At 72.3% G+C, this 16891-nt stretch carries 17 protein-coding genes; 12 read left to right on the forward strand and 5 right to left on the reverse strand.

Translation table 11 applies throughout. From position 1 onward, the window contains the following. The first annotated feature begins 44 nt into the window (after positions 1 to 44). Both holA and M8C11_RS27635 read left to right on the forward strand, forming a co-directional pair. Complete coding sequence (holA, locus tag M8C11_RS27630; protein ID WP_252454274.1) at positions 45 to 1025, forward strand: DNA polymerase III subunit delta; 981 nt, start codon at positions 45 to 47, stop codon at positions 1023 to 1025. After that, complete coding sequence (locus tag M8C11_RS27635; protein WP_252454276.1) at positions 1022 to 1531, forward strand: hypothetical protein; 510 nt, start codon at positions 1022 to 1024, stop codon at positions 1529 to 1531. The genes holA and M8C11_RS27635 overlap by 4 nt, the downstream gene beginning before the upstream one ends. Before the next feature lie 331 nt (positions 1532 to 1862). Here the strand turns inward: M8C11_RS27635 and rpsT are convergent, their stop codons facing one another. Next, positions 1863 to 2129, reverse strand: coding sequence for a 30S ribosomal protein S20 (rpsT, locus tag M8C11_RS27640; protein WP_013287988.1), 267 nt, complete (start codon positions 2127 to 2129; stop codon positions 1863 to 1865). 224 nt (positions 2130 to 2353) lie between these two features. Next, a complete protein-coding gene (locus M8C11_RS27645; protein ID WP_252454278.1) occupies positions 2354 to 3430 on the reverse strand; it encodes an aminoglycoside phosphotransferase family protein in 1077 nt (358 codons plus the stop codon). Between M8C11_RS27645 and M8C11_RS27650 the strand changes: the two genes are divergently transcribed. The 6 genes from M8C11_RS27650 to M8C11_RS27675 all read left to right on the forward strand — a co-directional run bounded on the left by M8C11_RS27650 (position 3429) and on the right by M8C11_RS27675 (position 9806). Continuing rightward, positions 3429 to 3965, forward strand: a complete 537-nt coding sequence (locus M8C11_RS27650) for a DUF4240 domain-containing protein (protein WP_120568499.1) — start codon at positions 3429 to 3431, stop codon at positions 3963 to 3965. The two genes, M8C11_RS27645 and M8C11_RS27650, sit on opposite strands and share 2 nt — an antisense overlap. Before the next feature lie 125 nt (positions 3966 to 4090). Beyond that, positions 4091 to 5968, forward strand: a complete 1878-nt coding sequence (lepA, locus tag M8C11_RS27655; RefSeq protein WP_252454279.1) for a translation elongation factor 4 — start codon at positions 4091 to 4093, stop codon at positions 5966 to 5968. A 223-nt stretch (positions 5969 to 6191) separates the two neighbouring features. Continuing rightward, positions 6192 to 6476, forward strand: a complete 285-nt coding sequence (locus M8C11_RS27660; RefSeq protein WP_252454281.1) for a GlsB/YeaQ/YmgE family stress response membrane protein — start codon at positions 6192 to 6194, stop codon at positions 6474 to 6476. A gap of 224 nt (positions 6477 to 6700) precedes the next feature. Then, positions 6701 to 7993, forward strand: a complete 1293-nt coding sequence (locus M8C11_RS27665) for an extracellular solute-binding protein (RefSeq protein WP_252454283.1) — start codon at positions 6701 to 6703, stop codon at positions 7991 to 7993. Next, positions 7990 to 8976: a carbohydrate ABC transporter permease gene (locus M8C11_RS27670; protein WP_013287981.1), complete on the forward strand. Its 987-nt coding sequence runs from the start codon at positions 7990 to 7992 to the stop codon at positions 8974 to 8976. Before M8C11_RS27665 ends, M8C11_RS27670 begins: the two co-directional genes overlap by 4 nt. After that, complete coding sequence (locus M8C11_RS27675; protein ID WP_013287980.1) at positions 8973 to 9806, forward strand: carbohydrate ABC transporter permease; 834 nt, start codon at positions 8973 to 8975, stop codon at positions 9804 to 9806. Before M8C11_RS27670 ends, M8C11_RS27675 begins: the two co-directional genes overlap by 4 nt. 15 nt (positions 9807 to 9821) lie before the next feature. On the opposite strand, the gene M8C11_RS27680 is transcribed toward M8C11_RS27675, so the two are convergent. Both M8C11_RS27680 and M8C11_RS27685 read right to left on the reverse strand, forming a co-directional pair. After that, positions 9822 to 10682 (reverse strand): hypothetical protein, encoded by an 861-nt coding sequence (locus M8C11_RS27680; RefSeq protein ID WP_199733070.1) that lies wholly within the window; start codon positions 10680 to 10682, stop codon positions 9822 to 9824. A 112-nt stretch (positions 10683 to 10794) separates the two neighbouring features. Then, entirely contained in the window at positions 10795 to 11580 is a 786-nt protein-coding gene (locus M8C11_RS27685) for an enoyl-CoA hydratase-related protein (RefSeq protein WP_252454285.1), read from the reverse strand. A gap of 19 nt (positions 11581 to 11599) precedes the next feature. Between M8C11_RS27685 and hemW the strand changes: the two genes are divergently transcribed. Beyond that, positions 11600 to 12823, forward strand: a complete 1224-nt coding sequence (hemW, locus tag M8C11_RS27690; protein WP_252454287.1) for a radical SAM family heme chaperone HemW — start codon at positions 11600 to 11602, stop codon at positions 12821 to 12823. A 39-nt stretch (positions 12824 to 12862) separates the two neighbouring features. Here hemW and M8C11_RS30440 read toward each other — a convergent pair whose 3' ends face one another. Next, on the reverse strand, positions 12863 to 13507 hold the full coding sequence (locus M8C11_RS30440; protein WP_305884576.1) for a DUF4870 domain-containing protein: 645 nt from the start codon (positions 13505 to 13507) through the stop codon (positions 12863 to 12865). Positions 13508 to 13739: 232 nt separating this feature from the next. Between M8C11_RS30440 and hrcA the strand changes: the two genes are divergently transcribed. The 3 genes from hrcA to M8C11_RS27715 all read left to right on the forward strand — a co-directional run bounded on the left by hrcA (position 13740) and on the right by M8C11_RS27715 (position 16717). Further along, positions 13740 to 14762, forward strand: a complete 1023-nt coding sequence (gene hrcA / locus M8C11_RS27705; protein WP_091572036.1) for a heat-inducible transcriptional repressor HrcA — start codon at positions 13740 to 13742, stop codon at positions 14760 to 14762. A gap of 73 nt (positions 14763 to 14835) precedes the next feature. After that, on the forward strand, positions 14836 to 15981 hold the full coding sequence (dnaJ, locus tag M8C11_RS27710) for a molecular chaperone DnaJ (RefSeq protein ID WP_176710436.1): 1146 nt from the start codon (positions 14836 to 14838) through the stop codon (positions 15979 to 15981). Position 15982: 1 nt separating this feature from the next. Then, positions 15983 to 16717: a 16S rRNA (uracil(1498)-N(3))-methyltransferase gene (locus M8C11_RS27715; protein WP_121683479.1), complete on the forward strand. Its 735-nt coding sequence runs from the start codon at positions 15983 to 15985 to the stop codon at positions 16715 to 16717. The last annotated feature ends 174 nt before the right edge of the window (positions 16718 to 16891 follow it).

Consider the following 16891-nt stretch of genomic DNA (forward strand, 5'->3'; position numbering starts at 1 on the left):
AGTCCCCGATGAGCAGGCCCGGCCGGGTCGGAGGGCGTGCGAGTATGGGCGACGTGACCCCCGCCGACCTGCCTCCTATTGTGCTCGTCCTCGGCGACGAGGAGCTGCTCGCCACGCGAGCGGTCACCGAAGCCGTCGCCCGGGCCCGCGAGGTCGACCCCGACGTGGACGTGCGGGAATACCAGGCCGGCACGCTCACCGTCGGCGAGATCGCCGAGATGCTCAGCCCGTCGCTGTTCGGCGGTCGCCGGGTGCTCGTGCTCCGCTCCGGTCAGGACGCCCGCAAGGACCTGTCGACCGCGCTGCTCGCGTACGCGAAGAATCCCGACCCCGACGTGCAGCTCGTCGTGCTGCACCTGGGCGGGGCCAAGGGCAAGGCGTTCGCCGACGGCCTGCGGGCGGCCGGCGCCGCTGTGGTGCCGGCGGTGAAGCTCAAGGGCGACCGGGAGCGGGCCGCGTTCGTGCGGGACGAGATCCGCCGCATCGGCGGCAAGTGCACGCCCGACGCGGCCGACGCCCTGGTCGCCGCCGTCGGCAACGACATGCGTGAGCTGGCCGCCGCCTGCTCGCAGCTGGTCGCCGACACCGACGGGCGGATCGGCGCGGACACGGTCGCCCGGTACTACCGGGGACGGGCCGAGGTGACCGGCTTCACCGTCGCCGACGCGACGATGGTCGGTGACGTGCCCGGCGCGCTGGAGGCGCTGCGGTGGGCGTTGCACGTCGGCGTCGACCCGGTGCCGATCGCCGACGCGCTGGCCGACGGCGTACGGACCGTGGCCCGGGTCGCCGCCGCCGGCCGGGGCAGCGCGTTCCAGCTGGCCAAGACGCTCGGCATGCCGGCCTGGAAGATCGAGAAGGCCCAGGTGCGCGCCCGGGGCTGGACGCCCGAGGGCCTGGTCGAGGCGATGCGGGTGGCCGCCGAGTGCAACGCGGCCGTCAAGGGCGGCGCCGACGACCGGGCGTACGCGCTGGAGCGGGCCGTGTTCTCGGTGGCGGCGGCCCGGCAGGGCGGCGCCCGGTGACCCGAGCGTGGTCGACGGTGGCCACGGACGAGGAGCGGTACCGCCCGCTCTACGCCCGGGTGCTGGGACTGCGCTTCGTCAACCCGGGTGGGGTGCTCTGCTTCCTCTTCTTCGAGGGCGCGGTGGCGCTGGCCGTGCTGCTCGCGCTCGCCGAACTGGTGAGCTGGTGGGCGGTGCTCGTGCTGCCGGTCGCGGTGGCCGCGATGGTCAAGCTCAACGACGTGGTGGCCGAGATGGTCGTCCGCACCGCCGCGCAGGTGCCCGAGCAGGAGCGGGACCGCTTCCGCCGGCAGATGGAGCCGGTGATCGGGCGGGCCCGGGTGCCCACTAGCGCCCGCGCACTGCCGGGCGCACCGACATCGGCGAGCGCTCGCGCGTTGTCAGGCGGCGCGGCGCCGGCGAGCGGGCGGGCGTTTCCGGGCACTCCGACGCCGGTCGCCGACCCTCGGGGCGTCCGCTACCACCAGCCGCGACGCTCGACGTTCGACCGCCCCGGCGAGCGGTGACCACGGCGTCCCCGGTGTGCGCCGACCCCCAGCTCGCCTCGGCCGCGGTGGGCTGCGGCACACCAAAGCCGCCCGCCGCGCCTCCCGAGGTCCGCATCCTCCCGCCGACGTGATCACCGGCCAGCCGACCGCACATGCACCCAGTCCGGGCCACCGCTGCCCGTCGGCGGCACCGATCACCGCCGCAGATCTTGGTACGAAAGGGCCCCTATAGGGGCCGAAATCCTCCAAGATCTCCGCGCGCTGCGTCCGCTCCGTGGGGGAGTGCGGACAGGCGGAAGCCCCGCGGGCACAATGACCCCGGGGCTTCCGGTGGGATCTGTAGCGCTGGTCAGGCAGAGAACGAGGCGACGCGCTTGGCGATCGCCGACTTCCGGTTGGCCGCCTGGTTCGAGTGGATGACACCCTTGCTGGCAGCCTTGTCCAGCTTGCGGGTGGCCTCACGCATGAGCACGGTGGCCTTCTCGGTGTCGCCCGCCTCGGCAGCCTCGTGGAACTTCCGGATGGCGGTCTTCAGCGACGACTTGACCGACTTGTTACGCAGCCGGCGCTTCTCGTTCTGCCGGTTGCGCTTGATCTGGGACTTGATGTTCGCCACGCGACAGCCTCGTCTTGATAGCTCGGGTTGGTCTGCTTTCGCGCACGACGAGCATGCGTCATCGCCGCGCGAAAAGCCAGGCTACCAGGTCGGCCCCGTACGAGCCAAAACGCCTCCGCCCGGCCCGTCCGATCCCCACCACCAACCCGAAGCGGCGGGCCACTTCGGGGAGGTGGCGGGGTCAGGGCCCGTGGGATGCCGCCATCTCGCCGAACTGGTGTGGATCAAGGGGAAGGGGTGGGGTGTGCCCAGGACCAGCCCCGGCGCTCGGCCAGCCAGCCGAGTGCCTGCTCCCCGCTCCAGCGCTGGTGGGCGCGCAGGTGCGGGGAGGCGTTGGACGGCCCGGCCTCGGCGCCGGTCAGGAAGTACCCGGCCAGCGCGGCGAGCGTCACGTCCAGCGCGTCAGCGGGCGCCCCGGCCGCCGCCGGGTGGGCGGCGAACGCGGCGTCCGCGTCCAGGCCGCTGGCGTATGCGGTGAGCAGCAGCCCGGCCAGGTCGAACCAGGCCGGCCCGTGGCAGAGCCAGGGCCAGTCGCACAGCCAGGCCCGTCCGCCGGAGTCGATCAGGAGGTTGTCCACCCGCAGGTCGCCGTGGGCCAGCCCGGGTGCCGCGTCGGCGTACCCGGGCAGGCGCGACTCCAGCGCGACCAGCTCGGCCAGCGGCGCGCCGGCCGCCGGCTCGGGCAGCGGCTCGCGTCCGGCGGCCACCTCGCCCCACCAGAGGATGTCGTCGCGGGCCAGGTCCGCGAGGCGGGGGAGCCGGAGCGCGGCCAGCTCCGCGGGCGGTTCGGCGAGCGCGGCGGCGATCTCGGCGTACGTGGCGAGGGCGGCGTGCAGCTCGGCCGGCTCCCAGGGCAGCCGGGGGGTGTGCCCGTCGATCGCGTCGAGCGCGACCGCGTACCAGCCGGACTCGGTGAGCGCCCAGCGCGGCCGGGGCACCGGCAGGCCCGCCGGGAGCCGGGCCAGGATCACCGCCTCGTGGGCGTACCAGTCGACCAGGTGCCGTTGCCCGTGCAGTGCCGCCGCCTTGACGAACACGCGCTCGCCGGTAAGGCCGGTCAGTACGGCGGCGAAGCCGCTGGTGAACCCGCCGGCCGTCACCCGGACCGCCGCCGGTTCGCCGCCGATCCGGGCGGCCAGCGCGTCCCGCAGCCCGGCCGGCAGGTCGGCCCAGCCGGGCCGGACGGCTGTCGACCCGTACGGAACCGGCGGTAGGGAGATCGCGCGCACCGCTCCATGCTGCCGCACCGGCGGTGCGCGGCGAACCGGCGCGTCGGTGGGCTCTGCCAGACTGCCCGTCATGAGGACCGAGGAGTTCTGGCAGTTGATCGACGACGCCCGCGCGGGTGCCGGGGGAGAGCCCGACGCGGTCGCCGCCCGGGCGGTCGCGCTGCTGGCCGAGCGCGACCCGGAGGAGATCGTCGGGTACGCCCACCACCAGCGGCGGGTGCTCGCCGCCTCCTACAAGGTCGACCTCTGGGGCGCGGCCTACCTCATCAACGGGGGCGCCTCGGACGACGGCTTCGAATACTTCCGGGGCTGGCTGATGACCCAGGGGCGGGCGGTGTTCGCGCGGGCGGTCGGCGACCCCGACGCGCTGGCCGAGCTGCCGCAGGTGCGTGCCGCGGCGCTCAGCGGCGAGGAGTTCGAGTGCGAGGAGATGCTGGCGGTGCCGTGGGACGCGTACCGGAAGGCCACCGCGTCCGACCTGCCGGCCGAGCGTGACCCGGTTCCGGTGCCCGACCTCAACGACTTCTGGGACTTCGACGACGAGGAGGAGGCCCGCCGCCGCCTGCCGAGGCTGGCCGCCCTGTTCGTCGAGCCACCCGTGGAATAGCGGAGCCACCCGTGGAATAGCGGTGGAGTGAAGGGGGAGTCCGGGCGCGCCCCGGGCGACGTGGGACCATGGAGGGGGCCGGCGGCGCGCCGGCCGCTCACGTCAGCCGACCAGAACGGACCGCTGTGCCACCGACGCTCGATCCCGGCGCGAACGCTCCTGGTGCCACCGACCCGGCGCGCATCCGGAACTTCTGCATCATCGCCCACATCGACCACGGGAAGTCGACCCTGGCCGACCGGATGTTGCAGCTCACCGGTGTGGTCGACCCGCGGCAGATGCGCGCGCAGTACCTGGACCGGATGGACATCGAGCGCGAGCGCGGCATCACCATCAAGAGCCAGGCCGTGCGGATGCCGTGGACGATCCGCGAGGGCGACCGGGCCGGCGAGACCGCCGTGCTCAACATGATCGACACCCCGGGCCACGTGGACTTCACCTACGAGGTGTCCCGTTCGCTGGCCGCCTGCGAGGGCGCGATCCTGCTCGTCGACGCCGCGCAGGGCATCGAGGCGCAGACGCTGGCCAACCTCTACCTGGCGCTCGAGAACGACCTGCACATCATCCCGGTGCTCAACAAGATCGACCTGCCGGCCGCCCAGCCGGAGAAGTACGCCGAGGAGCTGGCCCACCTGATCGGCGGCGACCCGGCGGACTGCATCAAGGTCTCCGGCAAGACCGGCGAGGGCGTGCCCTACCTGCTGGACGAGATCGTCCGCCAGTTCGTGCCGCCGGTGGGCGACGCCGCGGCTCCGGCCCGCGCGATGATCTTCGACTCGGTGTACGACGTCTACCGGGGCGTGGTCACGTACGTCCGGGTGATCGACGGCCGGATCTCCGCCCGGGACCGGATCAAGATGATGTCCACCGGCGCGGTCCACGAGCTGCTGGAGATCGGCGTCATCTCGCCGGAGATGGTGAAGGCCGACGCGCTCGGCGTCGGCGAGGTGGGTTACCTGATCACCGGCGTGAAGGACGTGCGCCAGTCCCGGGTGGGTGACACCGTCACCATCAACAACAACCCGGCCAAGGAGGCGCTCGGCGGCTACAAGGATCCGAAGCCGATGGTCTACTCGGGTCTCTATCCGATCGACGGCTCGGACTACCCGAACCTGCGCGAGGCGCTGGACAAGCTCAAGCTCAACGACGCGGCGCTCACGTACGAGCCGGAGACCTCCGGCGCGCTGGGCTTCGGCTTCCGCTGCGGCTTCCTCGGCCTGCTGCACCTGGAGATCATCCGGGAGCGGCTGGAGCGGGAGTTCAACCTCGACCTGATCTCCACCGCCCCGAACGTGGTCTACCGGGCCATCCAGGAGGACGGCGAGGAGATCGTGGTCACCAACCCGAGCGAGTACCCGACCGGCAAGATCGCCGAGGTGTACGAGCCGACCGTGCGGGCGACGGTGCTGACCCCGAACGACTACGTCGGCGCGGTGATGGAGCTGTGCCAGGGCCGCCGGGGCAGCCTGCTCGGCATGGACTACCTCTCCGCCGACCGGGTGGAGCTGCGCTACACGCTGCCGCTGGCCGAGATCATCTTCGACTTCTTCGACCAGCTCAAGAGCCGCACCAAGGGGTACGCCTCGCTGGACTACGAGCCCTCCGGCGAGCAGGCGTCCGACCTGGTCAAGGTCGACATCCTGCTGCACGGCGAGCCGGTCGACGCGTTCAGCGCGATCGTGCACAAGGACAAGGCGTACACGTACGGCACGACGATCGCGGCGAAGCTGCGCTCGCTGATCCCGCGCCAGCAGTTCGAGGTGCCGATCCAGGCGGCCATCGGCAGCCGGGTGATCGCCCGGGAGACCATCCGCGCGATCCGCAAGGACGTGCTCGCCAAGTGCTACGGCGGTGACATCAGCCGGAAGCGCAAGCTGCTGGAGAAGCAGAAGGAGGGCAAGAAGCGGATGAAGATGGTGGGCCGGGTGGAGGTTCCTCAGGAGGCGTTCATCGCGGCGCTGTCGTCCGACTCCGGCGACGGCAAGCCCGCCGGCAAGAAGTAACGGTCAGGCTCCACGAACCGGCCGGCGTCCTGTCCCCAGGGCGCCGGCCGGTTCGCGTACCCAGGAAATTTTCAGCCTCTGGCAGCGCTCCCACCTGCGGGTTCGTCCCGGTCGGGGGAGCGGCGGTCGATGCCGCCGGTTTCGGTTTTCGATGCGTCGGGCACTTAGCGGGCACGACAGCAAACGCACACAGAACGTGCGAAATCGCTTAGGAGGACCGACCGTGGAGTTCACCGTCTGGGGCATCATCACCGCGCTCGTCGTGGGTCTGATCGTCGGCGCGCTGGGCCGGCTGGTCGTGCCGGGCCGGCAGAACATGCCGATGTGGCTGCACATGCTGATCGGCGTCGGCGCCGCGCTTCTGGGCACGATCGTGGCCCGGGCCTCCGGCTTCGCCGAGACCGCCGGCATCGACTGGCGCGAGCTGCTGCTGCAGGTGCTCTTCGCCGCGATCGGCGTGGCCCTGGTGGCCGGTATCGGCCGTCGCCGCAGCGTCTCGCGCTACTGACCCCGCACCACGCGCCTCGACGGGCGCCCGGCCTCACCGGCCGGGCGCCCGTCGGCGTACGTGGGGCCCTGAACTGCCCGGACGGCATCGATGTCGGCCGGGCCTCCGGCTGCGATACGGTCGCCTGTGCCCTCCGTCACGAACACCCCCTGTTGTAAAGGAAATTTTCCTACTAAGGTGCGGCGGAGAAGGTTAGTGCCAAACGGCCCTGAGGGAGATATGGCGTGAACAGGTGGAAGCGGCTGGCTCCGGTCACCGCCATCGTGGCGTCGGCCGCGTTGGTGCTGACCGCGTGCGGTGGCTCCGGCGACGACGACAAGGCCGCCGACAACAGCAAGCTCACTGTGTGGATGATGGGTGAGGGCGGCGACGCCCAGACCACGTTCCTCGACAGCGTCGAGGCGGAGTTCAAGAAGAAGCACCCCGAGACCGACGTCGTGGTGCAGTACATCCCCTGGCTCGAGGCGCCGAAGAAGTTCCAGGCCGCGCTCGCCGGTGGCGAGGGCCCGGACGTCACCGAGCTGGGCAACACCGAGACCCAGGGCTGGGCCGCACAGGAGGCCCTGGCCGACGTCTCGGACAAGTTCAACGGCTGGTCCGAGGGCAAGGACATCCTGCCCGACCTGGTCAAGAACGCCCAGCTCGACGGCAAGCAGTACGGCGTGCCGTGGTACGCCGGCGTGCGCGCCGTCTACTACCGCACCGACTGGTTCGCCGAGGCCGGCGTGAAGCCGCCGACGACCTGGGACGAGATGGTCGCCGCGGCGAAGGCCGTGCAGGCCAAGAAGCCCGGCACCTACGGCATCGCCCTGCCCGGCAACTCCGAGCTGCCGTTCTACTCCTTCCTCTGGGGTGCCGGCGCGGAGATCGCCACCAAGGAGGGCGACAGCTGGAAGTCCGGCTACAACACGCCCGAGGCGCAGAAGGCGGTCAAGTTCTGGACCGACCTGGTGACCGTGCACAAGGTCGCCCCGCCGGCCGCGGCCGGGTGGAACGAGGTCGACGCCCGCACCCAGTTCGCCACCGGCAAGGCCGCCATGGCGTTCGCCGGTAGCTGGCAGGGCGGCGCGATGAAGAAGGACAACCCCGACATCGAGAAGGTGTGGGGCACGTTCCCGATCCCCGGCCCGGACGGCAAGCCCGCCCCGGCGTTCGCCGGCGGATCCGACATCGCCATCTGGAAGGACAGCGAGCGGCAGGCGCTGGCCTGGGACTACATGACCGTGCTGCTGAGCAAGCAGAAGGACAAGGAGTTCGCCAGCAGCCTCGGCTTCTTCCCGGTCTACCAGGACCTGGTCAGCAGCGGCGACTACGCGAACGACAAGGTGATGGCCGCGTTCGCCACCGCCATCCAGAACACCAAGCTGACCCCGCTCACCCCGAAGTGGGTCGAGGTCAGCCGCACCAAGACGGTGACCCAGGCGATGAACAGCTCGGTCATCAAGGGCCAGAAGACGGTCGAGAAGGCCACCGCCGACGCGGCCACCGAGATGGAAAGCATCCTCAACGCCAAGTGACCACGCTGACCGAGGCCACCGGCGAGGCCGCCGCGCGGGAGACCCCCGCGCGGCGGCGCCGTCGCCGGGTGGACCACCTTCCGTACCTGCTCCTGCTGCCCTGCCTGGCGATCATCGCCGTGTTGCTGCTCTGGCCGCTCGGCCAGGTCGTGTGGATGTCCTTCCACAAGCTGGACAGCGTCCGGCAGCTACGCGGCGACCGCGAGTGGCCGTGGGTCGGCCTGGCCAACTACGCGCAGATCCTCGGCGACCCGTTCTTCCGTACGGTGCTGCGCAACACCGTGCTGTTCGCGCTCGCCAACGTGGCGCTCACGATGATCCTCGGCACGCTGGTCGGGCTGCTGCTCAACCGCCTGGGCAAGAAGATGGCCACGTTCGTGGCGAGCTGCGTGATGCTCGCCTGGGCCACCCCGGCGCTGACCGGCACGATCGTCTGGAAGTGGATCTTCGACGACACCAGCGGCCTGGTCACCTGGCTGTTCAACAAGCTCCCGGACGGGCTGTCCACGGCGCTGTTCGGGCGCAGCGACTGGACCGGGTACGGCTGGTTCAACGACCCGCTGCTGTTCTTCGCCATCCTGACGCTCGTGGTGGTCTGGCACTCGTTCCCGTTCATCGCGGTGAGCGTCCTGGCCGGGCTCAAGAGCGTGCCGACGGAGCTGCAGGAGGCGGCCCGCGTCGACGGCGCCGGGCCGTGGAAGGTGTTCTGGTCGGTCACGTTCCCCGTGCTGCGGCCGGTCTTCGGCATCCTCGTGGTGCTCTCCACGATCTGGGACTTCAAGGTCTTCACCCAGCAGTTCGTGCTGGCCGGCGGCACCCAGGACCGGTCGACGTTCATGCTGTCGATCTACTCGTACGCGGAGGCGTTCTCGCCGCCGCCCAAGTACGGCCTCGGCTCCGCCATCGCCGTCATCCTCACCGTGATCCTGCTCGTGGTGACCGCCCTGTACGTCCGCATGGTGCTGCGGCAGGAGGACGAATGATGAAGAAGATCGCCCTCAACGGCGCGGGCCTGCTGGTCGCGCTCTTCGCCGCGTTCCCGGTCTACTGGATGGTGGCGACCTCGCTGAAGCCCAACCGGGAGATCTTCTCGTCCACCCCCCGGCCGGTGCCGGCGGAGCCGACGCTGGAGCACTACCGGGAGATCCTCACCGGCAACCTGATCCCGGGCGTCACGTTCGCCGACTTCTTCCTCAACAGCGCGCTCGTCGCGCTGGCGACGGTGCTGCTGAGCGGGCTGGTCGCGCTGCTCGCCGCGACCGCCGTGGCCCGGTTCCGGTTCAAGCTGCGCACCACGTTCCTGATCATGCTGCTGGTGGTGCAGATGATCCCGCTGGAGGCGCTGGTCATCCCGCTGTTCCTGATGATCCAGCGGCTCGGCCTCTACAACACGCTGCCCAGCCTGATCCTCACGTACCTCGGTTTCTCGCTGCCGTTCGCGGTCTGGATGCTGCGCGGCTTCGTCGCCGCGGTGCCCAAGGAACTGGAGGAGGCCGCCGCCATCGACGGCGCCAGCCGGGCCCAGACGTTCCGCAAGGTGCTGTTCCCGCTCGTCGCGCCCGGCCTGGTCGCCACCAGCATCTTCTCGTTCATCACCGCGTGGAACGAACTGATCTTCGCGCTGACGTTCATCAACGATCAGCAGAAGTACACGCTGCCGGTCGCGATGACGTTCTTCTTCGGCCGGGACGACACCGCCTGGGGCTCGGTCATGGCCGCGTCCACGCTGTTCACCCTGCCGGTGATCGTCTTCTTCCTGCTGGTGCAGCGCCGGATGGTCTCCGGCCTGGTGGCGGGAGCGGTCAAGGGCTGACCCGGCGGGCGCCGGTCAGGCCGCGGCGAACACCTCGGCGCGCACCTCGGTGGTCGGATCGCCCTTCACCCGGGCCCAGGAGCCCTGCTCGGCGGTCCACTCCAGGTTGCCGAAGCGGACCTTCTTCACGCCGTGGTCGTCGGCGTGCGAGACGAGCCAGTGCGCGTACCGCCAGCCGTTGCGGTCGTCGCCGGCCGGCACGGTGAGCGCGGTCAGGTCGGTCGCCGTGGCCAGCCGGGGCAGCCCCCAGTCCAGCGACAGGCTCTCCAGCACGGCGCTGGCGGCGGCCGGGCCGCGCATCGTCGGCGGCGAGCCGACCGTGCAGGCCACCGCGCCGGTCGCGTGGCCGAGCAACGCGCGGGTGAGGACCTCCGACTCGTCCGCCCACTTCTGGTACGCCTCGGGGAACGCCGAGCGCTGCACCCGCTGGGCGGCGTCGGTGATCCGCATCCGCTCCCAGCCCTTGACCTTCTTCAGCGCGGCGTAGAACTTGTTCGCCGCGTACCGCGGGTCCTGGATCTCCTCCGGGGTGCCCCAGCCCTGGCTCGGGCGCTGCTGGAACAGGCCGAGCGAGTCGCGGTCGCCGTGGGCGATGTTGCGCAGGTGCGACTCCTGGTACGCGGTCGCCAGCGCCACCACCACCGCCCGCTCGGGCATCCGGCGCTGCATCCCGATGGCCGCGATGGTGGCCGCGTTCGCCATCTGGTCGGCGCCGAGCACCACCTCGCCGTCCGCCTTCACGGTGCAGGTCCGGCTGGCCAGGGGCAGCCGCAGGTGCTCGCCGAACTGCTTGGTGACGACGTAGACCGCGAGCAGTGCCAGCACGCACACCGCCACCCCAGATGCCACGATCGCCGCTCGCGTCCGCACCCGCACCCCCTGTCCCGACAGTCCGACAAGCGTACGTCCCACCCGCCACGGCGGCTCTCGGCCGACCGGCGGGCCCCACGTCGGCCGCAGGTGGCTCACGCGGGGCCCGCCGCGAACCTCAGTCTTCGGCGGGTACCCAGGCGGCGGGACGCTTCTCCCGGAACGCCATCACGCCCTCGCGCCCCTCGTCGGAGAGGAAGTACCCGGTCGACAGCGCGGCCAACTCGGCGATCTCGGCCCGCAGGTCCGGCCCGGCGGGCCGGCGCAGCAGCTCCTTCGCCCCGGCCAGCGCCCCGGGGGCGCCCTTGACCAGCGAGGCGCAGTAGCGCTCGACGGCGGCGTCCAGCTCGTCGGCCGGCACCGCGGCGGTGACCAGGCCGATCTCGGCGGCCCGGCGGCCGTCGAACGTGTCGCCGGTCAGGTACAGCTCGGCGGCGGCCCGCTGACCCAGCCGGGGCAGCACGGTCGCCGAGATCACCGCCGGGATCACCCCGATCCGCACCTCGGTGAACGCGAACGTCGCCTCCTGCGCGCAGACCGCCAGGTCGGCGGCGGCGATCAGGCCCAGCCCGCCGGCCCGGGCCGGCCCGGCCACCTTCGCCACCACCGGCTTCGGGCACTCTCGCACCGCGACGAGCACGTCGCCGAGCATCCCGGCGGGCACCGTCCCGCTGGCGTACGCGGCGGCTGTCTCCTTCAGGTCGGCGCCGGAGCAGAAGACCGGGCCGGTGTGGTCGAGCACGATCGCGCGTACCGCGTCGTCGGCGACCGCGCCGGCCAGCCCGGCCAGCAGCTCGGTCATCAGGGGCGTGGAGAGCGCGTTGCGATTGTGCGGGCTGTCCAGGGTGAGGGTGGTCACCCCACGGGCCGTGGCGACTCGCACGAGAGCGTCCGGAGAGGTCATGCCGGGCACACTAGTGGCCATGCCCGGCGTCCTTCCAGAAGGCGAACCCGTCCCGCGCGACGGATCGCTGCCCGCCACCGCCACTCGCGCCGTCGGCGCGCGCGGCTTCGGCGTGTACGTCCACGTGCCGTTCTGCGCCAGCCGGTGCGGTTACTGCGACTTCAACACGTACACCGCGTCGGAGCTGGGCGGCGGGGCGAGCCGGGAGACGTACGCCGACTCCGTGCTGGCCGAGCTGGAGCTGGCCGCCCGGGTGCTGGGCGACTCGCCGCCGCCCCGGGTCGACACCGTCTTCGTCGGCGGCGGCACGCCCACCCTGCTGCCCGCCGACGACCTGGCCCGGATCCTCGACGGCATCGACCGCGTCTGGGGGCTGGCCGCCGACGCCGAGGTGACCACCGAGGCCAACCCCGAGTCGGTGAGCCCGGAGTCGCTCAAGACGCTGCGAGCCGCCGGGTACACCCGGATCTCGCTGGGCATGCAGTCCGCCGCACCGGGCGTGCTCGCGGTGCTCGACCGGCGGCACAGCGCGGGCCGGGCCACCGCCGCCGCGCTGGAGGCGCGCGACGCCGGGTTCGAGCACGTGAACCTGGACCTGATCTACGGCACGCCGGGCGAGACGGCCGAGGACTTCGCCGCCTCGCTGGCCCAGGTGGTCGACGCGGGCGTGGACCACGTCAGCGCGTACGCCCTGATCGTGGAGGACGGCACCCGGCTGGCCGCGCGGATGCGCCGCGGCGAGCTGCCGTACCCCTCCGACGACGTGGCGGCGGACCGCTACCTGGCCGCGGAGGCCGCGCTCGGCGAGGCCGGATTCTCCTGGTACGAGGTGTCGAACTGGGCCCGCTCGGCGGCGGCCCGGTGCCGGCACAACCTGCTCTACTGGGCCAGCGCCGACTGGTGGGGTCTGGGCCCGGGAGCGCACAGCCACGTCGGCGGCGTGCGCTGGTGGAACGTCAAGCACCCGAGCGCGTACGCGGCGCGCCTGGCCGAGGGCGCCTCGCCCGCGCTGGCCCGGGAACGGCTCACCGCTGACGAGCAGCACATGGAGGACGTGATGCTGCGGGTGCGGCTCGCCTCCGGCCTGCCGCTGGACGTGCTGGACGCCGCCGGCCGGGCGGGCGCCGAGCGGGCCCGGGACGCCGGGCTGCTCGACGCCGGGGCGTACGCGCGGGGGCTGGTGGTGCTGACGCTGCGCGGCCGGCTGCTGGCCGACGCGGTGGTACGCGACCTGCTGCCGTGACCGGGGCCGGCCGGCCGCCCCCTCGGCCGGCCGGCGGAGTCACTTGGTGAAGCTGTAGCTCATCGGGTAGCGGTAGAGCACGCCGTCGTTCGCCTTGACCCCGCCGATGATCCCGAAGATCAGCGGCACCAGCCAGACCAGCATCGGGACGAAGAACAGGATCCCGCAGGTGATGATCGTGATCACCCAGGCGAGCACGCTGGCGATGGCCCAGGTGATCTGGAAGTTCAGCGCCGCGACGGCGTGCGCGCGGACCGCCGGCGACTGCTGGCCCCGGCTCATCAGCGCGATGAGCGGAGCGACCCAGCCGAGCAGGCCACCGCCGACGATGACGCCCGCGGCGCCACCGAAGTGCGACACCAGCGCCCAGGTCTTCTCGTCGTTGTTGGCGTACGCGGCGGGGCCGTATCCGCCACCGGCGGGGTAGCCGGCGCCGTAGCCCGGCGTGCCGCCCGGCGGGGGGTAACCACCGGGGGGCGGGTAGCCGCCCGGCGGAGGTTGGCCGCCCGGAGGCGGGTAGCCACCCGGGGGCGGATAGTCACCGGGCGGGGGATAGCCGCCCGCGCCCGGCGCGCCGGACAGTGGAGCGGTCGGCGGTTCACCGGCCGGCGAGCCGTAGGGCGCCGACGGGTCGGGCTGGGGGCCGGAGTCCCCTGCCCCGGGAGGGCGAGGAGGTTCTGTCATGGTCGCCACGGTAGGTGCACCGGGCAACCCGCACCAGAGCGACACAGACCGACGATGACCGGCTGTTCGGCCCTGGTGGGCCGTGCTGTGTGGCGGGCCGCACCGCAGGTCCGTCAGGCGATCATCGCATCGGCGGGGGTGCCGACGTAGACTGGCACTCGCTACAGTCGAGTGCCAGCCGCCCGGCGGATGCCGCGCGCCGGCCGGACCGAGGTGCGTCAGGAGGTGGGGAATGGGTCTCGACGACCGCAAACTCGCCGTGCTGCGCGCCATCGTCGAGGACTACGTCGCCACGCAGGAGCCGGTCGGCAGCAAGGCCCTGGTCGAGCGGCACCAGCTCGGCGTCTCGCCGGCCACGGTGCGTAACGACATGGCGGTGCTGGAGGAGGAGGGCTACATCCGGCAGCCGCACACCAGCGCCGGCCGGGTGCCCACCGACCGCGGCTACCGCCTCTTCGTCGACCGGCTCTCCCGGGTCAAGCCGCTCAGCCCGGCCGAGCGCCGGGCGATCGAGCGCTTCCTGGTCGGCGCCGTCGACCTGGACGACGTGGTGCACCGTACGGTCCGGCTGCTCGCCCAGCTCACCCGGCAGGTCGCCGTGGTGCAGTACCCGAGCCTGGCCCGCTCCAAGGTGCGCCACCTGGAGCTGGTGCCGATCTCCACCACCCGGCTGATGGTCGTCATGATCGCCGACACCGGCCGGGTCGAGCAGCGGCTGGTGGAGCTGCCCGCCCCGGTGCCCGCCGACGACGTGACCGACCTGCGCCGGCTGGTGAACGAGAAGCTCGTCGGCAGCCAGCTCGCCGAGACGCCGCCGCTGGTGCAGGCGCTCGTCGACGAGTCAGCGCCGCATCTGCGCCCGGCCATGACCACGCTCTCCACCGTGCTGCTGGAGACGCTCGTGGAACGGCACGAGGAGCGCCTCGCGCTGGCCGGCCAGGCCAACCTCACCCGGGGTGGCCTGCTCGACTTCCAGGGTTCGCTGCGGCCCATCCTGGAGGCGCTCGAAGAAGAGGTCGTGCTGCTCAAGCTGATCGGCGAGACCGAGCCGAGCACCACCCGGGTGCTCATCGGCGACGAGAACGAATACGACAACCTGCGGGCCGCCTCGGTGGTCAGCACCGGCTACGGACCGGGCAGCACGATCGTCGGCGGACTCGGCGTGCTCGGGCCGACCCGGATGGACTACCCCGGCAATATCGCCATGGTGAGGGCCGTGGCACGCTACGTGGGCGAACTGCTGGCCCAGAACTGACAAGTCAGGGCCGACGGCCGGTTCCGGCCGACGACCGGAGCGACGCGAGACGAACATGAGGACACCTAACGCAGTGGCCAGGGACTACTACGGCATTCTCGGCGTGAGCCGGGACGCCTCCGACGACGAGATCAAGCGCGCCTACCGCAAGCTGGCGCGGCAGTTCCACCCGGACGTCAATCCGGACCCGGAGGCCCAGGAGAAGTTCAAGGACATCAACGCCGCGTACGAGGTCCTCTCGGACGACCGGAAGCGGCAGATCGTCGACCTGGGCGGCGACCCGCTCGCCCCGGGCGGCGGTGGCGCGGGCGGTCCCGGCGGCCCGGGCGGCGCCGGTCCGTTCGTCGGCTTCCAGGACATCATGGACGCGTTCTTCGGCGGCGCCGCGGGCGGCAGCCGGGGCCCGCGTCCGCGTACCCGCCCCGGCGCGGACGCGATCCTGCGCCTGGAACTGGACCTCAACGAGACCGCGTTCGGCGTCGAGGCGCCGATCACCGTCGACACCGCGGTGCTCTGCACCACCTGCTCCGGCGCCGGCACCGCCGCCGGCACCCACCTGGCCACCTGCGAGGCGTGCGGCGGCCGCGGCGAGGTGCAGTCGGTGCAGCGGACCTTCCTCGGTCAGGTGGTCTCGGCCCGCCCGTGCACCGTCTGCCAGGGCTACGGCACCACCATCCCGCACCCCTGCCCGACCTGCGCCGGCGACGGCCGGGTGCGTACCCGCCGCTCGCTGACCGTCAAGATCCCGGCCGGGGTCGAGGACGGCATGCGGATCCGCCTGGCCCAGCAGGGCGAGGTCGGCCCGGGCGGCGGCACCGCCGGCGACCTCTACGTCGAGATCCACGAGCGGCCGCACGACGTCTACTCCCGCAAGGGCGACGACCTGCACTGCCGGGTGACGGTGCCGATGACCGCCGCCGCGCTCGGTACCCGGCTGACCATCAAGACGCTGGACAGCGAGGAGACGGTCGACGTCAAGCCCGGCACCCAGCCCGGCAGCACGCTGCGGCTGCGCGCCCGGGGCGTACCGCACCTGCGCGGCACCGGCCGGGGCGACCTCTACGTGCACCTGGACGTGCGTACCCCGACCAAGCTCGACGCCGACCAGGAGCGGATGCTGCGCGACTTCGCCAAGACGCGTGGCGAGGAGGTCGCCGAGCTGACCAAGCAGGGCGGCTTCTTCTCCCGGATGCGCGACGCCTTCAACGGGCACGCCTGAGGTGTCCGCGCCGCTGTTCCTGGTCGACGCGCTGCCCACCGGTGACACGCTGACGCTGGACGGCCCGGAGGGCCACCACGCGGCCACCGTGCAGCGGCTGCGCGTCGGCGAGGAACTGGTGCTCGCCGACGGCCGGGGCGGCACCGCCGCCGCGGTGGTCACCGCCGTCGGCCGCGGCACGCTCGACCTGCGGCTCACCAGCCGGGGGTACGCGGACGCGCCGGTGCCCCGGCTGGTCGTGGTGCAGGGCATCGCCAAGGGCGACCGGGGTGAACTCGCCGTGCAGGCGATGACCGAGGTAGGCGTGGATGAGATCGTGCCCTGGGCGGCGTCCCGCTCGGTGGCGCAGTGGCGCGGCGAGCGGGGCGAACGGGCCCGGCAGAAGTGGGTCGCCACCGCCCGGGAGGCGGCCAAGCAGGCCCGCCGCCCGTGGCTGCCGGTGGTGGCCGGCGCGCCGGACGAGTCCACCGTCTCGGTGGCCCGCCGGATCGCCGGGGCGGCCGGTGCGTACGTGCTGCACGAGGGCGCGCAGGACCGGCTGACCACCGTCGACCTGCCGGCGGCCGGCGAGATCGTCCTGGTGGTCGGCCCGGAGGGCGGCATCGCCGACCACGAGCTGGCCGCGTTCGCCGAGGCGGGCGCCCGCACGGTCCGCCTGGGCCCGTCCGTCCTGCGCACGTCCACGGCAGGCGTGGCAGCCCTCACGGTCCTGGCCACCCGCCTGACCCACTGGTAACCCGCGCCCCCCGTCCTCGCCCTTCCCCCCCGGCCCCTTCCGCGCGTCGACGCTTCTATAGGTGGGCCGGTTCCGGGAGGTTGGTATCGGTAGGGTTCGACGTTGGTGATCTATGGGTGACTCATGCAAGATCTGGCCGCTGTCAGTTGGTGTGCCGTGGCGTCGACTTGTCCT

It is taken from the genome of Micromonospora sp. CPM1 (assembly GCF_023896895.1).
In the GTDB taxonomy this organism is placed as follows: domain Bacteria; phylum Actinomycetota; class Actinomycetes; order Mycobacteriales; family Micromonosporaceae; genus Micromonospora; species Micromonospora tulbaghiae.

Bases quoted from the DNA above. Each gene is read 5' to 3' on its own strand.
- holA (WP_252454274.1), top strand. From the start codon at position 45: ATGGGCGACGTGACCCCCGCCGACCTGCCTCCTATTGTGCTCGTCCTC.
- M8C11_RS27650 (WP_120568499.1), top strand. From the start codon at position 3,429: ATGAGGACCGAGGAGTTCTGGCAGTTGATCGACGACGCCCGCGCGGGT.
- M8C11_RS27645 (WP_252454278.1), bottom strand. From the start codon at position 3,430: ATGACGGGCAGTCTGGCAGAGCCCACCGACGCGCCGGTTCGCCGCGCA.
- M8C11_RS27675 (WP_013287980.1), top strand. From the start codon at position 8,973: ATGATGAAGAAGATCGCCCTCAACGGCGCGGGCCTGCTGGTCGCGCTC.
- M8C11_RS27685 (WP_252454285.1), bottom strand. From the start codon at position 11,580: ATGACCTCTCCGGACGCTCTCGTGCGAGTCGCCACGGCCCGTGGGGTG.
- hemW (WP_252454287.1), top strand. From the start codon at position 11,600: ATGCCCGGCGTCCTTCCAGAAGGCGAACCCGTCCCGCGCGACGGATCG.
- M8C11_RS30440 (WP_305884576.1), bottom strand. From the start codon at position 13,507: ATGACAGAACCTCCTCGCCCTCCCGGGGCAGGGGACTCCGGCCCCCAG.
- hrcA (WP_091572036.1), top strand. From the start codon at position 13,740: ATGGGTCTCGACGACCGCAAACTCGCCGTGCTGCGCGCCATCGTCGAG.